The 18600-nt window shown below is 58.7% G+C and carries 15 protein-coding genes; 1 reads left to right on the forward strand and 14 read right to left on the reverse strand.

Annotated elements, in window-relative coordinates:
• The 8 genes from BAA01_13570 to BAA01_13605 form a co-directional block, all read right to left on the reverse strand.
• A partial coding sequence (locus tag BAA01_13570; protein OUM88045.1) for a phosphoribosylformylglycinamidine synthase II occupies positions 1 to 1505 on the reverse strand: 1505 nt, incomplete at its 3' end.
• The gene (locus BAA01_13575) at positions 1502 to 2260 is read right to left on the reverse strand and encodes a phosphoribosylaminoimidazolesuccinocarboxamide synthase (GenBank protein ID OUM88046.1); all 759 of its coding nucleotides are present in this window, start codon (positions 2258 to 2260) and stop codon (positions 1502 to 1504) included. The genes BAA01_13570 and BAA01_13575, both read right to left, overlap by 4 nt.
• Before the next feature lie 20 nt (positions 2261 to 2280).
• Complete coding sequence (locus tag BAA01_13580) at positions 2281 to 3579, reverse strand: adenylosuccinate lyase (protein ID OUM88047.1); 1299 nt, start codon at positions 3577 to 3579, stop codon at positions 2281 to 2283.
• Positions 3580 to 3912: 333 nt separating this feature from the next.
• On the reverse strand, positions 3913 to 4755 hold the full coding sequence (locus tag BAA01_13585) for a hypothetical protein (GenBank protein OUM88048.1): 843 nt from the start codon (positions 4753 to 4755) through the stop codon (positions 3913 to 3915).
• A 127-nt stretch (positions 4756 to 4882) separates the two neighbouring features.
• Positions 4883 to 6691 (reverse strand): arginine--tRNA ligase, encoded by a 1809-nt coding sequence (locus tag BAA01_13590; protein OUM88049.1) that lies wholly within the window; start codon positions 6689 to 6691, stop codon positions 4883 to 4885.
• A 173-nt stretch (positions 6692 to 6864) separates the two neighbouring features.
• Entirely contained in the window at positions 6865 to 8439 is a 1575-nt protein-coding gene (locus BAA01_13595) for a phosphoenolpyruvate carboxykinase (ATP) (GenBank protein OUM88050.1), read from the reverse strand.
• 197 nt (positions 8440 to 8636) lie between these two features.
• Entirely contained in the window at positions 8637 to 9131 is a 495-nt protein-coding gene (locus tag BAA01_13600; protein OUM88051.1) for a hypothetical protein, read from the reverse strand.
• A gap of 46 nt (positions 9132 to 9177) precedes the next feature.
• Positions 9178 to 10149, reverse strand: a complete 972-nt coding sequence (locus tag BAA01_13605; GenBank protein OUM88117.1) for a hypothetical protein — start codon at positions 10147 to 10149, stop codon at positions 9178 to 9180.
• 165 nt (positions 10150 to 10314) lie between these two features.
• Between BAA01_13605 and BAA01_13610 the strand changes: the two genes are divergently transcribed.
• The gene (locus BAA01_13610) at positions 10315 to 11340 is read left to right on the forward strand and encodes a hypothetical protein (protein OUM88052.1); all 1026 of its coding nucleotides are present in this window, start codon (positions 10315 to 10317) and stop codon (positions 11338 to 11340) included.
• Positions 11341 to 11391: 51 nt separating this feature from the next.
• Here BAA01_13610 and BAA01_13615 read toward each other — a convergent pair whose 3' ends face one another.
• The 6 genes from BAA01_13615 to BAA01_13640 form a co-directional block, all read right to left on the reverse strand.
• Entirely contained in the window at positions 11392 to 12867 is a 1476-nt protein-coding gene (locus BAA01_13615) for a glycosidase (protein OUM88053.1), read from the reverse strand.
• A gap of 69 nt (positions 12868 to 12936) precedes the next feature.
• Complete coding sequence (locus BAA01_13620) at positions 12937 to 13860, reverse strand: glycosidase (GenBank protein OUM88118.1); 924 nt, start codon at positions 13858 to 13860, stop codon at positions 12937 to 12939.
• Between the two features lie 232 nt (positions 13861 to 14092).
• On the reverse strand, positions 14093 to 15055 hold the full coding sequence (locus tag BAA01_13625; GenBank protein ID OUM88054.1) for a 4-hydroxy-3-methylbut-2-enyl diphosphate reductase: 963 nt from the start codon (positions 15053 to 15055) through the stop codon (positions 14093 to 14095).
• Positions 15042 to 16610 carry a hypothetical protein gene (locus BAA01_13630; GenBank protein OUM88055.1) on the reverse strand — a complete coding sequence of 523 codons (1569 nt, stop codon included), beginning with the start codon at positions 16608 to 16610 and terminating at the stop codon, positions 15042 to 15044. The genes BAA01_13625 and BAA01_13630 overlap by 14 nt, the downstream gene beginning before the upstream one ends.
• A 2-nt stretch (positions 16611 to 16612) precedes the next feature.
• Complete coding sequence (locus BAA01_13635; protein OUM88056.1) at positions 16613 to 17314, reverse strand: DNA-binding response regulator; 702 nt, start codon at positions 17312 to 17314, stop codon at positions 16613 to 16615.
• Positions 17315 to 17332: 18 nt separating this feature from the next.
• Positions 17333 to 18484, reverse strand: coding sequence for a peptidase S1 (locus tag BAA01_13640; GenBank protein OUM88119.1), 1152 nt, complete (start codon positions 18482 to 18484; stop codon positions 17333 to 17335).
• Positions 18485 to 18600: the final 116 nt, after the last annotated feature.

The raw sequence follows: 18600 nt of genomic DNA on the forward strand, positions 1-18600 counted from the left end.
GTTCCAGGCAGGCGCACCACACCGGCATCCGAACCGGGCAAGACGGCCAACCGCCGGTCCGCATCGGACGAAAACTGCCGGTAGGCCCAGGCCTTGCTGGCCACGTTCGGCCAGGACAGCAGCTTTTTCAGCACCGGTTCAAACCCGCCTACGGTCTGCCGCGCCCCCTTGGCATGGTCCAGCCGCGCCACCTTCACCTTCTGCCACAGCCGCCAGACGGTCGTCACCGCATCCCAGACCTCATACTTGGCCACCCATTCCGGCTTTTCCGCCTTCGGCTCGTACACCGGGCCATCCGTTAAAGCCTTCACCGGCACTTCGGTCACCACTTGGCCTTGATAAAGCAGGCGCAACTGTTGATCCTCCGTCACGCGGCCAATCGCCACAGCCGGCACCTGCCAGCGCCGGCAAATGTCCTGCACCCGCTCCAGGTCCTCCGGCCGGATCACCAGCAGCATCCGTTCCTGCGTCTCGGACAGCATCATCTCGTATGGCGTCATACCGCTCTCCGCAAGGGGCACCTGATCCAGATCCAGCTCGACGCCGTGGCCGCCCTTTGCCGCCATTTCCGAACTGGAGCAGGTCAGACCCGCAGCCCCCATATCCTGAATGCCCACCAGGAGGCCTTTTTCCACGATTTCCAGGCAGGCCTCCATCAGCCGCTTGCCAAATTCCGGATCCCCTGTGACAAAGGTGGCCTCCGTGTCCTCATTCAGCTCTTCCGAGGCAAAGGTGGCGCCGTGGATGCCGTCCCGTCCGGTTGGCCGGCCGAGATACAGGACCAGATTGCCCGCCCCCTTCGCGATGCCCCTCTGCACCTTGTCATGGGCCACCAGCCCGACGCCCATCGCGTTGACCAGCGGATTGCCTTCATAGGTGGAGGCAAAGGCCACCTCCCCGCCTGCGGTGGGCACGTCCAGGCGCCTGCCGTAGTCGGCAATCCCCCGTACCACCTCTTTGAAGAGGTGCCGCATATGGGCCGAATCCAGCCGGCCGAAGCGCAGGGAATTGAGCAGCGCGATCGGCCGGGCGCCGATGGAATAGATGTCCCGCACGATGCCGCCGACGCCGGTGGAAGCACCGTGAAAGGGGGCCACCGCCGAAGGATGGTTGTGGCTTTCAATCTTGAAGACGACAGCCTGGCCGTCGCCGATATCCACCACGCCGGCCCCCTCACCCGGGCCCATCAACACCCGCGGCCCGCTGGTCGGCAGTTGCCGGAGCAGGCTTTTGGAGTTTTTGTAACTGCAGTGTTCCGACCACATCACGCTGAAGAGTCCGGTTTCCGTGTAATTGGGCAGCCGCCCCAGCATCCGGACGGCCCGCTGGTATTCCGCATCCGTCAGGCCCAATGCGCGGTAGATCTGCGCGTCCCGAATCGCTTCCGGCGACGGTTCCCCCGCCAGTGTCACCGGACGGGAAACGGGTTGGCCGGCCGACCGATCGGAACGGGCCGCTTGGACAGATTCGGCAGATTGGCCGGCTCGTTTTTCCTGGTTGGTCATATAATAGATCCCCCTCGATCAAGACGCCCCTCTTCCACACCGCCAAGACGCCGCAACATCTCTTGATAAGCCTCCTGGACACCGCCCAGGTCGCGGCGGAAGCGATCCTTGTCCAGTTTTTCCAGCGTCCGGCTGTCCCAGAACCGGCAGGTGTCGGGAGAAATCTCATCCGCCAGGATGACCTGCCCGTCCGCCGTCCGCCCGAACTCCAGCTTGAAATCGATGAGGAGGACGTCCCGCACGGCAAGAAATCCCTGCAGCGCCTCGTTCACCGCCAGCGCCAGCCGCCTCATCTCCGCCAGCTCCGCTTCCTTGACCCAGCCGAGGACCAGCGCGTGCTCACTGTTCACCAGCGGATCGCCCAGGGAATCATCCTTGTAATACAATTCCAGAATCGGGCGGGCCAGCGGCATCCCTTCCTCCAAACCGAGGCGCTTGGCCATCGAGCCGGCGGCCCGGTTGCGCACCACCACTTCCAGGGGGATGATGCCCACTTTGCGAACCAGCTGTTCGGTCGGCGAGAGAAGGCGGACAAAATGGTGTGGAATCCCCGCCTTGCCCAGATGTTCAAAGAAAATGGCGCTGATCCGGTTGTTCAGTTCCCCTTTGCCCTGGATGGTGGCCCGCTTCTTGCCGTCAAAGGCGGTGGCATCATCCTTGTAACGCACCCAGAACAGTTCCGGATCACTCGTCGCGTAGATCTGCTTGGCCTTGCCCTCGTAAAGCAACTCCTTGCGGATCGGTTCGGCACTCATCGTCGGCCCTCCGTTCGATGCTAATCATTCAAACCCAGACGCTGGAAAATGGTGTCCACATGCCGCAAATGATGACGATAATCGAAACAATCATCCAGCTCTTCCCGCGAAAGCAGGCCGGCGATGCGCGGGTCTGCTTCCAGGATCTCCCTGAACGGACGCTGCTCTTCCCAGGCCTGCATCGCCCTGGGCTGCACCAGGTCATAGGCCTCCTCGCGGCTCAGCCCCTTTTCGATCAGGGCCAGCATCACGCGCTGCGAATAAATCAGGCCAAAGGTCCGTTCCATGTTCCGGCGCATGTTCTCCGGGAAAACGGTCAGCTCCCGGATCAGGTTGGTGAACCGGTGCAACATGTAGTCCAGCAAAATGGTCGCGTCGGCCAGCGCCACCCGTTCCACCGAAGAATGGGAAATGTCCCGTTCATGCCAAAGCGGCACGTTCTCATAGGCGGCCAGCATGTAGCCGCGCATCAGCCGCGAAAGGCCGGTGATGTTCTCGGCGCCCACCGGATTGCGCTTGTGCGGCATCGCGGAAGAGCCTTTCTGTCCCGGGTGAAAGCGCTCCTCCACTTCCCGGATCTCGCTTTTCTGCAAGCCGCGAATCTCCACCGCAAACTTCTCCAGGCTGGTGGCGATCAGGGCCAGCGTGGCCATGTAATGGGCGTGCCGGTCCCGCTGCAACGTCTGGGTGGAAATCGGCGCCGGTTTGAGCCCCAGTTTTTCGCACACATACGACTCGACAAAGGGCGGAATGTTGGCGTACGTGCCCACGGCGCCGGAAATCTTCCCGTACTCCACCTGTTCCGCCGCCGCTTCAAAGCGCTCCAGATTCCGCAGCATTTCCGCATACCAAAGGGCCAGCTTGAGGCCAAACGTGATCGGCTCAGCGTGGACGCCATGGGTGCGTCCCATCATCACCGTCATCTTGTGCTCGCGGGCCCGCTCCTTCAGGACCTGGATCAGCTCCTTCAGATCCTGGCGCAAGATCCGGTTGGCCTGCTTCAGCCGGTAGCCTTGCGCCGTGTCCACCACGTCGGTCGACGTCAGACCATAGTGTACCCACTTGCGCTCGGGCCCCAGCGTTTCGGAGAGGGCGCGGGTAAAGGCCACCACATCATGGCGGGTCTCCCGTTCGATTTCCGCGATCCGGGCCACGTCAATCCGGGCGTTGGCCCGCAAGGCGGCCACATCCTCGCGCGGAATCACGCCCAGCTCCGCCCAGGCCTCGCAGGCGAGAATCTCCACCTCCAGCCAGCTGGAGAACTTTCCTTCCTCGGTCCAGATGGCTCCCATCTCTGGACGCGTATATCGCTCGATCATCGGTTTCCCTCCAGGTCTTATCGTGCTTCTTCCCTCATCATGAAGGTTGCCTTGCGCACGGCGCTGCGCCAAACAAAAAAAGGCAGCTCGTCGGAACGGGAAGCTGCCGCAGTCGGCGACTACCGACCTCGAACGTTCAACAGGTGTCGGGAGTACTCCTGCCACACCTTCCGTAAAAAGTGTAACAGTGCGCCCCCGGAAAGTCAATGAAAAATCGAACGTTTTTATCCGTTATTTCAACATCGTTCGGATTTTGACGATTGAAAAGGGATGGACATGACAAGCGTTCGAACATGAAATTCGAACATAATAAGCGTCAGAACATGAAAAGGGCTATGGCCGGGATTCCCACTGGAACAGGGCGGCCAGCTCCTTGCCCGCCGCCTGATTGGCCGCAAGAATGTCCCAGCCTTTCAGACCCCAGCCCGCCTCCTGCAGCGAACGGCCGCTGCCGCGGTGCCGGCACCACACCGCCCCGCCCGCCTCCTGGACAAGCAGGGCACCGGCAGCGATGTCCCAAAGGTTGAGGGAACGCTCCGTATAGGCCACCAGCCTCCCGGCGGCGACATAGGCCAGCTCCAGGGCCGCCGCGCCGAGGGAACGCAGGATGCCGAAGCGGGGGGCCTTCTCCCGTATCCGTTCCCATTCCCGCTGATTGCGGATCTTGAGCCGGTACCCGAACATTCCTTCATGCAGGAGAGCGTCTGATACCCTGATCGGCCGGCCGTTCAACGTGGCTCCCCGGCCACGGACAGCCAGGAACGTCTCCCGTTCAATCGGCTGGTGAATGATGCCGGCCAGCGGGCCGTGTTCGTCAAAAACGGCCACGGAGGTGCAGAAAAAGGGGATGCCGTGGGCAAAATTGGCCGTCCCATCCAAAGGATCAATGACCCAAACCCGCTTTCCGGCACGGAGGGCCTCTTCCAGGTCAGGACTTTTTCCTTCGGCCACGGCCTCTTCCCCGACCAGCACGGCCTCCGGGTCCGCCTGTTGCAAGCCTTCCTGGAAAAAGCGCTCCACTTCCACGTCTGCCTGCGTGACAAGGTCCAGTGTCCAGCTCTTGCTTCGCTTGCTGAATGAACCGCGAAAATACCGCATCAAGATCGCCCCGGCCTCTTGGGACCGGTTGACCGCCCATTGAATCCGCTGTTCGTCAGCCTGGCTGATCTGTGCCATCTTCACTCTCCTCGCGCTCCTCTTCATGCGACATGCTGCAGCGACGCGCTTCCCCGATGCTTCCGCCTTCCCCGATGTTTCGCCTGCCCCGCTGATTCCGCCAACAGGCGCTCCCTGCCGGTCGGTCTCAAATCTGGGGAGGCGCCTCCAGGCCGAGAAGGTACAGTCCCCGCTTGAGGACCTGTCCGACCGCTTCGGTCAGACGGAGCTTCGCCTCCCGTTCCTGCGCGTCCTCCACCAGGATGCGCTCGTCATGGTAAAAGCGGTTGTACAACTGGCAAAGATCCAGCAGGTAGCGGGCCACCTGCGAGGGCTCGTTGCCGGCGGCGGCCCGTTCCACCGCTTTGCCGAATTGCAGCAGATGCAGGCAGACCTCCCATGCTTTACTGTGCTCCAACCAGGGGGGGGCTTCCCATGCGCCGGCTTGATCCCCGGCGATGGCCGCATCCCCGGCGGCGTTCACCCCATCTCCGCCGGCCGTCGTTGCCTCCCTGGCATCCGCCCCCTCCCTTAGCGCCCGCGCTTTGCGCAGCACGCTCTGCGTGCGGGCGTAGGTGTACTGGACATAGGGGCCGGTTTCCCCGTCGAAGTTCAGCACCTCATCCCAGGAAAAGTTGACATTGTGGATCCGATGGGTCTTCAGATCGTGGAAAATGACGGCACCGACGCCGATCTGCCGGGCCACCACCTGACGGTCAGGAAGCGACGGATTTTTTTCCTGGATGATCGCCTCCGCCCGTTCCACCGCCTCCTGCAACACCTCTTCGAGGAAAATCACCCGGCCTTTCCGGGTGGACATCTTTTTCCCCTCGATTTGCATCAAGCCGAAGGGAACGTGTTCACACCGGCTCGCCCAGGCATGTCCCATCTTTTCCAGGACGGCAAACACCTGGCGGAAGTGCAGCGTTTGCTCCGCGCCCACCACATAAAGCATCTTCTCAAAGCCGAACTGCTCATACCGGTAAATGGCGGCAGCCAGATCCCTCGTCGCATAGATCGTGGTGCCGTCCGCCTTGAGGATCAGGCAGGGCGGCATCTCCCGCTCCGACAGATCCACCACCCAGGCCCCTTCGCTTTCCTGCAACAGGCCCTTTTCCCGCAGGGCGTCCACCACCCGGGGAATCTGATCGGTATAAAAGCTCTCGCCGGTGTAATGATCAAACTCCACTCCCAAAAGCCGGTATGTCTGGCGGAACGCCTTGAGGCTCTCATCGACAAACCATTGCCAGAGTTCCCGGGCTTCCCGGTCACCCTCCTCCAGCTTTTTAAACCAGGCCCGGCCCTCTTCTTCCAATTCCGGGTTTTGCTCCGCTTCCTCATGAAAACGCACGTACAGGGCCAGCAGTTCCGGAATCGGGTTGGCCTTGATCCGCTCCGGATCGCCCCAGCGCTTGTAGGCGGCGATTTCCTTCCCGAACTGCGTCCCCCAGTCCCCCAGATGGTTGATCCGCACCACCCGGTAACCCAGCGCCTCATAGATGCGCGCCAGGGCGTGGCCAATCACCGTGGAACGCAGATGGCCCACCCCAAAGGGCTTGGCGATATTGGGCGAGGAAAACTCCACGACCACCGTCTTTCCCTCGCCGGGCTGCGGCAGGGGAGCGTTCAGCGCTTGCGCCAGCATCCGCGGCCACAGCGCGGCGCGGTCAAAAAACAGGTTCAGGTAACCGCCCACCGCCTCCACTTGCTTCAATGGCTGGCCAAAACGGCCGTGCTCGCGGTTCGTGTCATCCGTTCCGCCGGCGGCAAGCAACCGGTCCCGCAACTCCACGGCGATCTGTTGCGGCGAACGGCGCCATACCTTGGCCAACGAAAAGCAGGGAAAAGCCACATCTCCCATCTCCGGCTTGGGCGGTCGCGCCAGAAGCCGGAGCACCTCCTCCTCGCTCATTTGGACGTGCGGCTGAAGCAGCCTGGCAGCCCATTCAAACAGCATGATGATCCTCCTTTTCCTTCCGCAAGGTTGCGTATGTATCGCAAGTACCTTTCCTATCACAACAGGTGTATACCAAAGTATTGTATACCAAAACAAGGAAGCCTCCAATCGCATGGGTCCGGACGAACAAAAAAGGAGGCCCATGTCCTGACACAGGCACTCCTCCTTCAGTTTTAAAGCTTGGGACCGGCCGCCTTCAATTCGGGCGCCATATCGGAAAATTTCTCGAAGTTCTCAATGAAACGTCTGGCCAGCTCCCGCACCTGGTTGTCGTATGCGCGCTTGTCGGACCAGGTGTTGCGTGGCTGCAGCACCTCTGCGGGAACGCCCGGACAATGCACGGGGATCTGCAGGCCGAAAACCGGATCGGTCACTGTCTCCACATCCTCCAGCGTTCCGTTAATGGCCGCGGCGACCATCGCCCGCGTATAGCGCAGATCGATTCGCTTGCCGACGCCGTACGGGCCGCCGGACCAACCGGTATTCACCAGGTACACCCGTGTATTGTGGCGGCTGATCTTCTCACCCAGCATCCTGGCGTAAACGGAAGGGTGAAGCGGCAGGAATGGTGAACCGAAACAGGTGGAAAAGGTGGCTTCCGGCTCCGTGACGCCCCTCTCGGTGCCAGCCAGCTTGCTGGTATACCCGGAAAGGAAATGGTACATCGCCTGTTCCTTGCTCAAGCGTGCAATCGGCGGCAGGACACCGAACGCATCGGCTGTCAAAAAGAGGATGACCTCGGGATGCCCTCCCACGCCCGGTATCACCGCGCCGGGAATGAAATCCACCGGATAGGCGGCACGGGTGTTCTCCGTCAAGGAAGCGTCATCGTAATCCGGCTGGCGCGTCGCCTCGTCCACCACCACGTTTTCCAGCACGGAACCGAAGCGGATGGCCTGCCAGATCTGGGGTTCTTTTTCCGCGGAAAGGTTGATGCACTTGGCGTAGCACCCGCCCTCAATATTGAAGACGCCGCGATCCGACCAGCCATGCTCGTCGTCGCCAATCAGACGGCGCTCCGGATCGGCAGAAAGGGTCGTCTTCCCCGTCCCTGAAAGGCCAAAAAACAGGGCCACATCATCACGCGGACCGATGTTGGCGGAACAGTGCATCGGGAAAACGCCCTGTTGAGGAAGGAGGTAATTCATCACGGTAAAAATGGATTTTTTGATCTCGCCGGCGTACTCCGTTCCGCCGATCAATACGACGCGATGCTCAAAGCTCAGGACAATAAACGTCTCCGACCGCGTCCCGTGCACCTTCGGGTCGGCCTTGAAGCCCGGGGCGGCTACCACGGTAAACGAGGGACGAAAACCCGCCAGCTCCTCCCGGGTCGGGCGGATAAACAACTGATGCGCGAACAAATTATGCCAGGCATACTCTGTCAACACCTGAATGGGCAGGCGATAGGCCGGATCGGCACCGGCAAACCCCTGGAACAAAAACCATTCGCGCTTGCCCACATACTGCATCAGGTCCTGATATAGCCGTTCAAAATGGCTGCTGGACAGCGGCTGATTCACTTTTCCCCAGTTGATCTCGCGGGCGGCCGGTTCATCGACGATAAACTTGTCCTTCGGGGAACGGCCGGTATACTGACCTGTCGTGGCACGAAAGGCTCCTTGTGCCGTCAGAATCCCTTCACGCCGCCTGATGGCCTCTTCAACGAGCCGGCTGACCGGCAGATTGACGTGTACCTTCGCAGTCCGGAAGGATTCTTCCAAGGATTTCATCTGTTTGGTTTCCATTTCCCTTCCTTACCCCTTTAACTCGATAATATCCCCTGATATCCCATTTGCAAAAAAACAAGATTGTATTTTTGAAGTCAAAAATAGTATAACACATTTCTTCGATTAGTTCAGCACATTTTGTGACGAAAATGTGAGTGGCAGGGGCATGAATCGAGTTTGGGGCAAGTGGTCATGCGCCGCCCCAGGCAAGGGACTCAGTCATAGGTGTCGTACCAGTTGGCATCATGCGCATCCCGGGCAAGTTGATACATCCGGTGAAACTCCTTGCCCAGCTCCTCCACCTGTTCCGCCCATCCCAGTCGCTCCTCCTTCCCGAGCCGGCTATGCGTCTTGATCAGTTCCTTCATCCGGTAAAACCCGTCCATTCCCTGTTCAAAAGCCTGGCTGAGGTGTTCCACCTCCGGAAGCTCGCCGCTGTGTTCCGCCTGCTCCGGATTCCCCTCATCAGCGGGAACGACGGCCACCAGATCCCACGCGGCAGGGATGCCCCGATCCGTTTTTTGCGCCACTTCCTGTAACAGGCCGCGCAAGCGTTGCAACGCGTCCTGGATGTCCGTCGAAGCCTGCCTGATTTGCTGCGCTGTCTCGGGCGATTCGGCAGGATGGTCTTGGTATTTCTGCTGCAGGCGGACCATGCCTTCACCCAAACGATCGATCGATTGAATCAAGCTCCAGTACCAGGGATTCATGGGTCGACACCCCTTTTTGGCTTACTGTGGACGAGCGCGTTTCTTTTTATACCCTTTTCCTCTTATCCCCTTTTATCCCGGCCAGCCGGGAGGCAATCGTTTTGGCCGCCACCATCCCCTGCGCTGTGGCCATCGAAATGCTGGAAAACTGCGGCCGCGTGCAAAGATCGCCGACTGCGAACACGTTTTCCACACCCGTCTCTCCCGTTTCGTTCACCACCACATAACCGTCCTCATCCAGCGGCAATTGACCGGATAACAGATGGCTGTTTGGCTCTACGCCAATCCGGACGAACACCGCTTCTGCAGGGAAAAAGTCCTCCACCGCGCCTTGCTCGCGCCCTCCTTCGCCCCTTGGCAGGCGGGCCACAACGACACCTTCCGTCCGCTGGCGGCCGACGATTTCGCGGACAACCGCATGTGTAAAGAGGCGAATCCGCGGATGGCGCCGGACCGGCCCGAGAAACTCCTGCCTCGCCCGAAAGCGGTCGCTGCGGTGAATCAAAAGCACCTCCGCGCCTTCCTCAGCCAGCAACAAGGCCCCTTCCAGAGCCCGGTCTCCGCCTCCGACGACCGCCACACGCCTGCCTCGGAACCTCTCCCGATCCCTGGCCACCGAATATACTTCGCCGCGGGCCAGCATCTCCTCTTCACCGGGAACACCCAGCCGGCGGGGACGGGCACCCAGTGCCAGGATCAGGAAGCGCGACTGATACGTTTCGCCCCGCGAGTGCACCTTTCTGGCAGCCAGATCCAGGGATTCCGCCTCCACTCTGCATCGGACACAATGCTCCCAGTGGCGGAGATGGTTGACAAAGTGTTGTTGCAGCTCCCGCCCGTCAGCTACCGGCAGGCCAGGATAATCGATGATGGGATTGAAAACCTGCAGCAGCTGCCCCCCCAATTCCTCCTCTTTCTCCAGGAGAAGGGCGTTCAGCCCCAATCGCAGCGACCAGATCAGGCTGGCGATCCCCCCCGGTCCGCCGCCGATGATCAGCACATCCGGCTGTTCCCCCATAAAAACACCCCCGATGATATGGATCTGCATCCAAAACTTCTCCCTGTAAATGAAGGGTACCGTCACGCAGAAGAACATGATAGATATGATATAATTGATATAATGGTTTAAAAAAATATCAAAAAAGGGAGCACAGGCGCACCATCGCAAGGAAAGGATTGTTCGATGAGCATTCTGATTGTGGACGACTCGCGATTCAACCAACTGCTTCTAAAGTCCATACTCCAGGAGGCCGGTTTTACTGATATACGCACAGCCAGTTCCGCCGCGGAAGCCTTTCGCCAGCTGGGCATTCCGCAGGATGGCCTGGAGGATGACCAGTGCTCGGCCGAACCAGAACCAGAACCCGACGTGGAGTTGATCTTGATGGATGTCGTCATGCCGGAAATCGACGGCATTGAAGCCTGCCGCCGGATCAAAGCTTGCCACAAGCTGCGGGACATCCCGGTGATCATGGTGACGGCACGCACGGAAATCGGCGTCCTGGAGACCGCGTTTGCCGCCGGTGCCATGGACTACATTTCCAAACCTCTGAACAAGGTCGAGTTGCTCGCCCGAATCCGGTCCGCCTTGACATTGAAGAGGGAAATGGACCGGCGAAAGGAACGGGAGAAAGAACTGCTGGAAGTGACCCGCCAGTTGGAAGAGGCCAACCGCAAGCTGCAATTGCTTTCCAACCAGGACAGCTTGACCGGAATCGCCAACCGGCGTCAATTTGACGAATATTTAGCCATCGAATGGGGCAGAGCGGAACGCAATCAACAGTGGCTGGGACTGATCCTGCTGGATGTCGACGCTTTCAAGCCATACAACGATCACTACGGCCACCAAGCAGGTGACGTCTGTCTTATTCGCGTCGCGCAAACGTTGCAAAACGCGGTCAAACGTTCGGGGGATTTGGTAGCCCGGTACGGCGGCGAGGAGTTTGCCGTCATCCTGCCCAACACCGATCTGCAAGGAGCGACTGTCGTGGCGGAAAGGATGCGGCAAGACGTCGAATCGATGTTCATCGAACACAAGTATTCTTCGATTGCCGGATATATCACCATCAGCCTTGGCGTGGCAGCCACCCGCCCGCGCCCTGCGTCCCATCCGTCTTCCCTCATCCGTGCCGCGGACCAGGCCCTTTACCAGGCAAAACGGGCAGGAGGAAACCGAGTCGTCTGCGCGCCTGAGGAATTGGACGAATAAAAAATCAGAAAACAAAAAAGAAAAAAAGGAAAGGAAGAGGAAGAGGGGGCCTTATCTTGGCTCGACCAACTGATCCAGCAATGGCTTCACCGGAATGGAAGCAATTCCCGAAGCCCAGTCCGACATGGCATAGGGAATGATCAATTCCCCGCCGTGGATCAACGCCCCGCACGTGTAGACGACGTTGGGGACATACCCTTCCCGTTCCTTTTCGTTCGGCGAGAGAATCGGTTCCTCAAGGTGGCGGATGACCCTTCGCGGATCCTCGAGATCCAGCAATTCCACACCGATACAATACTTCCGCATCGGCCCGACACCGTGATTGACGACCAGCCATCCCTCTTCCGTTTCAATCGGCGGACTGCCCGTGCCGATCTGAATCAATTCCCATGGGCTGGAGGGGGTGCGAATCACTTCCGATTCTTGCCATACATACAAGTTGTCGGAAAACATGATGTGCATGCTTTCGCCATCCTGCCTGGAAAGCATGGCATATTTGCCGCCTATGCGCCGGGGAAACAGCGCCATGGTCTTGTTGGTCACGGCCGGGCCGGCCATCGTCGTCACCTTGAAGGTGACGAAATCCTTGGTCTCCAGCAATTTCGGTTGAATGGTGTAGCCGTTGTAACCGGTGTAGGTGGCATAATAGGTGACGCTGTCGTCATCTTCCTGAAAATAGACGAAACGGGCATCTTCCAGCCCCTTGCACTCATTGGGGGAAATGGGATAAATCACTCGTTCAGACAGTTGGGTCTCCGGATCAAACCGAATCTCATAATTGTTTTGAAGAAACCAATCCGCCACTTTTACCAATTTCTCGGACAGACCGTTTTTCTCTTCTTCCGGCAAAGAAAGACTCTTGGCCAATTGCACCAGCTCATCCTTCCTGCATCGCTTCGGCAATTTTTTTTGCAATTGCTCCTGGACGGACTGGCTCAGGCCTTCTTCGCTTAAACGGGCAATCAGCAGCGAACGATCCACGTCCTGCGGAAACACCACATCCGGCATTTCCAGAAAAGGGCTGATCGATTCGTGAATGATTTCGCTGTCCTCATCCAGAATCCCGCTGCGAAACTCAAGCGAGGAAATATGACCTTCTCCGATGCTGCGGAAAGACATGATAAAGCGCAAGCTGTCCGCCTTCATCCCCGACTGATCCGGGTGCGGAACAATGGACGGATTAAACAGTCCGGCGCATTGGACCGAGTATTCATTCGTAAAATAGGCGCCCAACAGCAGCTTTCTGGCTTCTGAAAGCGTATCGGGAACCGGAACCAGCGAGGTAACCGCGTGAAAATGCTTTTCCAGGATGTGCCGGAAGCGGCGGTGGCGATGGGAAAACTCCTTCATCACCTGATCCAACATCGCCTGAACCTCATCTTCCGAAAGTGCCAGAACCCTTTGGATGATCCCCCGGACACGGTGTTCGTCGCCGGGAAGGAAGAATTTGGCGATGATTCGCGTACAATCCGGATTTCGTATCTCCGTTCTCCTTCTGGCCATCAGTGCTTCCTGTTTCAGCGTCATGTTCACCCCATCCTTTCGCTCATTCCCCCTATGGATCATGGCAAACTCTGGGCACATTACACGATCCTGCTAGCGAAGCGGCGGCCGGGGATGCTTCAGGCAGAGCTGGACCAGCTGCTCGATCTCGGCAACTCCCACACACATGACCGTGTCTGCTCCTCCCCAGTAGATCTTCACCGTCCCATCCTCTTCCGGCACCGCTCCACAGGTAAACACCACGTTATGCACATAACCCGTCACTTCCCATGGATCTTCGGGCTGCAGCACCCACTCATCAGCCACCCCAAGGATCCGGGAAGGATCGTTTAAGTCATGCAAGGCCACTCCCAGGCGGTAGATGGCGCCATCCATCGTCTCAAACACGCCATGGTAAATATTGAGCCAGCCATGCGGCGTCTTGATCGGCGTCGCGCCGGGGCCCACCTTCATCTCGTCCCAATGATACGGCGCCGGCTGAATGACCACTTTCGAATCTCCCCAATGAATCAAGTCTGGTGAGTAGGAAATCCAGATGGACCAGGGAGCGATGTGCGTGTGCGGCCGGTCGAGACGGACATAGCGGCCGTTTATTTTTTCCGGAAAGATCACCACGTTTCGCATGTCCGCCTGCGAAATCAGGGCAACCCGCTCCACACGCTCAAAATCACGGGTTTTGGCCAGGGCAATGCGTACCCCATACCGCGAATAGGCACTGTATGTCAGCAGATATTCCCCTTCCAAAGGGCAAATCCGCAAATCCTCCAAGCCAAACTCCTCATAGAGGGCAAAATCCCCTTCGGTGGCGGGTGTAAGAAAAGGTTCCGGACGTACGGTAAAGTGGTAGCCATCCGGGCTCTCGGCGAGCCCGATGATCGAGCGGCCATTCCGCTGATGGGCGCGAAACAGCATGATATACCGGCCGTCGTGTTTGACGACCCCCGCATTGTGAACCGTTTCCACCGGGTAGGGAACCTGTTTTTTCGTCAAGATGGGATTCCCTTCATAACGCCTGATCCATTCCGCTCGTTGACTTACCGCCTGCTCCGTTCGCGCAGAGAAATCTGATCGGGTGGGCTGTTTCGGTTCCATATTTGGACACGTTCCTCCCTGGCGTTCTGATGATAGGGTTTCCTACACCTGCCGATTCAAAACGCGAAAAAACTGTTCATATTTTATGTTAGTAAGAAAAAACTGGCATTGTGCCAGTCCAAGTGGTTTACCATTATAAGATTCAATCTGCCAAAACTCAACCCTTCAAGACGCTTTCGTTCCCAGTCCGCGAACGGGGGAGAAGACGGGTGTGCTGCGCCGTTCGCCGGATTTGCCAGGTTTCCGGCCGTTCCGGGTCAAACTGTTCCAGGTAGTCAATCACCTCTTTGGTGATCGGTGTCGGCGTAGATGCTCCGGAAGTGACGGCCACCGTGCGGATACCCTTGAGCCATTCCGGGTCAATCTCCGTGACATCCGCTACCCGATAGGCAGGCACACCGGCGATCTCTTGCGCCACCTGGGCCAGGCGGTTGGAATTGTTGCTGCGCGGATCACCGACCACAATCACCAAATCCGCACCCTCAGCCTGCTCCGCAACCGCCTCCTGACGCTGCTGGGTTGCCAGGCAGATTTCGTTATACACCTCAGCCTGCGGGTACTTTTCCACGATCAGCTGCATCAGATGCCGGGTATCCCACTGGCTCATGGTCGTCTGGTTGGTCACGATGATCTTGTCATGATGAAAGTCCAGATTCCGGACATCCTCTTCATTTTCCACCAGGAACACCTTGTCGGGGGCCACGCCGACGGCCCCTTCCGGTTCAGGATGTCCCTTTTTGCCGATGTAGATGACGACATATCCGTCGGCCACCTTCTCTTCAATCAGCCGATGGGTTTTCATCACATCCGGACAGGTGGCGTCCACTACGGTTAACCCCTTGGCGGCCGCCTTGGCCCGTACCTGGGGCGAGACCCCGTGAGCCGTGAAAATGACGGTTCCCTGATCGATCTGATCCAGCAGGGAGAGACGGTCTTCACCATCCAAAGTGATGATCCCCTGTTGGCGAAATGCCTCCACCACATGACTGTTGTGCACGATCATTCCGAGGATGTAAACGGGTCGCGGATACGAAGCATCACTGGCAACCTGCTGAGCCAACACCATGGCATCCACCACGCCGTAACAGTATCCGCGCGGGGAAATTTTAATCACGTTCATTTGCCATCCCTCCCCTTTTCCCCATCATATCTGACTCCATCAGGACTGGCAAGCAATTTTCTGCCGTTTGCAAGGGCAAGAGCACCCGGAAACAACTGCCCTCTCCCTCCCGGCTGTTCACTTCAATCTTGCCCCGGTGTGCGGCGACGATACGTTCGGCGATCGACAGGCCCAGTCCCGTGCCGGGCGTGCTGCGCGCCGGGTCAGCCCGGTAAAAGCGTTCAAAAATGTGTTTTTGCACCTCGGGAGGCATCCCTATTCCGGTATCCTCGACGAGCAATTGCAGCATCTCCCCCGCTGCACTGGCGGTAACGGTCACCTTGCCCTGGGGCGTGTATTTGAATGCATTCTCGACCAGAATGTAAACCAGCTGCTGCAACGCATCGGTGTCGGCCAGATGGGTGCGTTCCAAAAGCGCCGGGTCAATCTCGGTCTGATAGGTCACGGCAGCGCTACGGGGAAGCCGCTCCGCCAGACGCAGGCTCTGCGGCAGCCAGTCAGCCACTTTCACCCGCTTCAGTTCAAAACCGACGCCGGTATCCGCCTGTGCCAGCGTCAGCAAGTCTTGGATCAGGCGGATCATCCGGTCCACTTCCGTCCGTGCGTCATTCAGCATCTCCAGCTCATCATCAGGGTCCAGCTTGAGCCCACGCTCCGCCGCTGTCTGATGCCCGGCAGCATCCCCGTCCGTCTGTTCCTTTCCGGCACGCAGACGGTAAAGCAGATCCAGATTTCCCTTAATGGTGGTCAGAGGCGTGCGGAGCTCGTGAGAAACGTCAGAGATGAAGCGGCGCTGGAAATGATGGGATTCGGCAAGGCTGCGGTAAGCCTGCTCCAGCCTTTCCAGCATGGAGTTCAGCGTTTCTGCCAGCTGGCCCAGTTCGTCACGGATGGGCGGGACGGCAATGCGCCGGGCCAGGTCTTTCCCTTCCTGGATCTCAGCGGCCGTCTGGGCGATCTGTTCGATGGGGCGCAGGGCCTGATGTGCCATCCACCAGCCGACAGCGCCCGTCAGGCCGAGCATGATCAACCCCCCGGCAAACAAGGCCCAGCGCAGGTTTTGCAAGGAACGCTTCATGCCGGAGAGGGGGCTGCCCACCTGCAGCAAGCCCACCAGCTGGCCATCCAGCTTGAGCGGCACGTTGTACAGGCGAATCGACTGTCCATCCACGGTCAACGTCTGATAAAACCGCTCCCCGGCGGCAGCCCGTTGAATCGTCGAGGCGCGAACCGGGAGCGTCTGATTCCCCAGGTTGCGGGATTTGGAAACTATCACATTCCGCGAGAAATCCACCACCTGCAAGAAGGTGTCCGGGTCGGCGAACACATTCACGTCCGGAAGAACCAGATTTTCCCATGGGAAAGGAAAAGAAGAAACCACGCGAATCGTCTTTTCCACCTCTTGTGCCGTCGTGTTAAGGTGGTTATCCAACTCCAGGGCCAGGGTGCGGGCAACCAACAGATAGACAAAGGACCCCAGAAGCAACAACGCCGGGATCAGGATGGCACAGTACCACAAAGTCAGCCGCCAGCGAATCGACAGATGGACGTGCATGCTCATCCCTCCCGGAGAACGTAGCCTACCCCGCGCACCGTGTGAATCAGGCGAGACTCTCCTGATTCCTCTAATTTTTGCCGCAAATTGGCGATGTATACTTCAAGGACATTGGATTCGCCTTCAAAGTCATATCCCCAGACGCGCTCCATCAAAAAGTCACGGGAAAGCACCCGATTCGGGTGCTCCAGAAAACAGCTCAGCAATTCGTATTCCTTGGACGTCAGGCTGATCTTCCGACCTCCCCGCTCCGCCTCCCGCAACAGGCGATTCAGCCGCAGATCGGCAAACTGCAACCATTCCCTCTCCTGCCTGGCGACTCCAGCCTCCCCTGATGTGCGCCGGCGCCGCAGCAAGGCGCGGACGCGTGCGAGAAACTCTTCAAGGGCAAAGGGCTTGACCAGGTAATCGTCGGCGCCGCTGTCGAGGCCCTTCACCTTGTCTTCCACCTGGCCCTTAGCCGTCAGCATCAGGATGGGAACCGAGCGTTTTTGCCGAATCAGGCGGCAAATCTCCCAGCCGGAGACTCCGGGAAGCATCACATCCAGCACCACCAAATCCACTTCTTCATCCAGGGCCATCGCAAGCCCGCTTTGCCCATCATTGGCCGTCCGGACCTGGTAATCGTCAGCCGCCAAAACCCGCCGCAGCAGGGCGGTGATCTTCAGGTCATCGTCCACGACGAGAATGGTTTCCCTTCCCACCCTCTTCACCTCGATGGATTATTTCTCACGAATGGTCACCTGGACATACATGGTCTGCCCTTCCCTCGACAACAGGAGCACCGACTTGGCTCCCACCTTCTTGGATTGAATCTGGTTGACCAGATCTTCGGCGTTTTTCACCGGACGTTCATCAATGCTCAAAATGACATCACCGCGCCGAAGGCCTGCCTGGTCCGCCGGGCTGCCCGGAACCACATCGGTCACAATCGCACCGGCAGCCTCTTTCAGGTTGAAATACTCGGCCAGCTCTTGTGTGACGTCCTGAACAGTGACGCCAAGGAAGGGCCGGATCACTTTTCCTTTTTCGATCAGTTCATCCAGCACCGGCCGGATCGTCGAAGTGGGTATGACAAAACCGATCCCCTGGGCATTGGCATTGATGGCCGTATTGATCCCGATCACTTCCCCATTCAGGTTCAGGAGCGGCCCGCCGCTGTTGCCCGGGTTGATCGCCGTATCGGTCTGCATCAGATTTTTGTAGCGGCGCATCCCCTGTTCGGTGGGAATATTGACAGGCCTTCCCTTGGCGCTGACAACGCCAACGGTCACCGTGTGATCCAGGCCGTAGGGGTTGCCGATGGCGATCACCCATTCGCCCACCTTCACCTTGTCCGAATCTCCCATCTTCAGCGTGGGCAACGGTTTTGGCGCCTTGATCTTGATCACCGCCAAATCCAGGTCAAAATCCTCGCCGACCAGTTGCGCCTTAAACGGTTCTTCGTAACCGACCACCGTCACCAGGATCTCGGAAGCGCCCGACACCACATGCTGGTTGGTCAGGATATAGCCGTCTTCCGAAATGATAAATCCCGACCCCATGCCCTCCTGCACGCGTTGCTGGCCAGGTCCTGTATCGCCGAAAAACTGGCGGAAGAAAGGATCGTTGAAAAAGGGATTCAAGGGTTGAGACTGTTCCGTCGTCACCTTCGTATCAATCTTCACCACGGCCGGGCCTGCCTTGTCCACGATGTCAGCAATGTGATTCGGATACACCACGGGCATGGAGGTGGGTTCCTCCGTCGCTTGCGGTGCTTGTGACAAATTCGTCTCCTGTTCCCCCGGCTCCTTGGCGGCGAAAAATTGCGCATTGCCGATCCACATCACGACACCTGACACCAGCACCACGCCGAACACAAAGGCGAGCAGCACCGGAACCCAGGGAAATCGCCGCTTGGAACGCGGGGCGGGAACGGTCCTCCAGGTGCTGGCCGGTTCAACGGCCCCTCCCTCGCGCATCGATACCTGGTTTGCCAGAGATTCCTCCG

Source organism: Bacillus thermozeamaize (assembly GCA_002159075.1).
Lineage (GTDB): Bacteria > Bacillota > Bacilli > ZCTH02-B2 > ZCTH02-B2 > Bacillus_BB > Bacillus_BB thermozeamaize.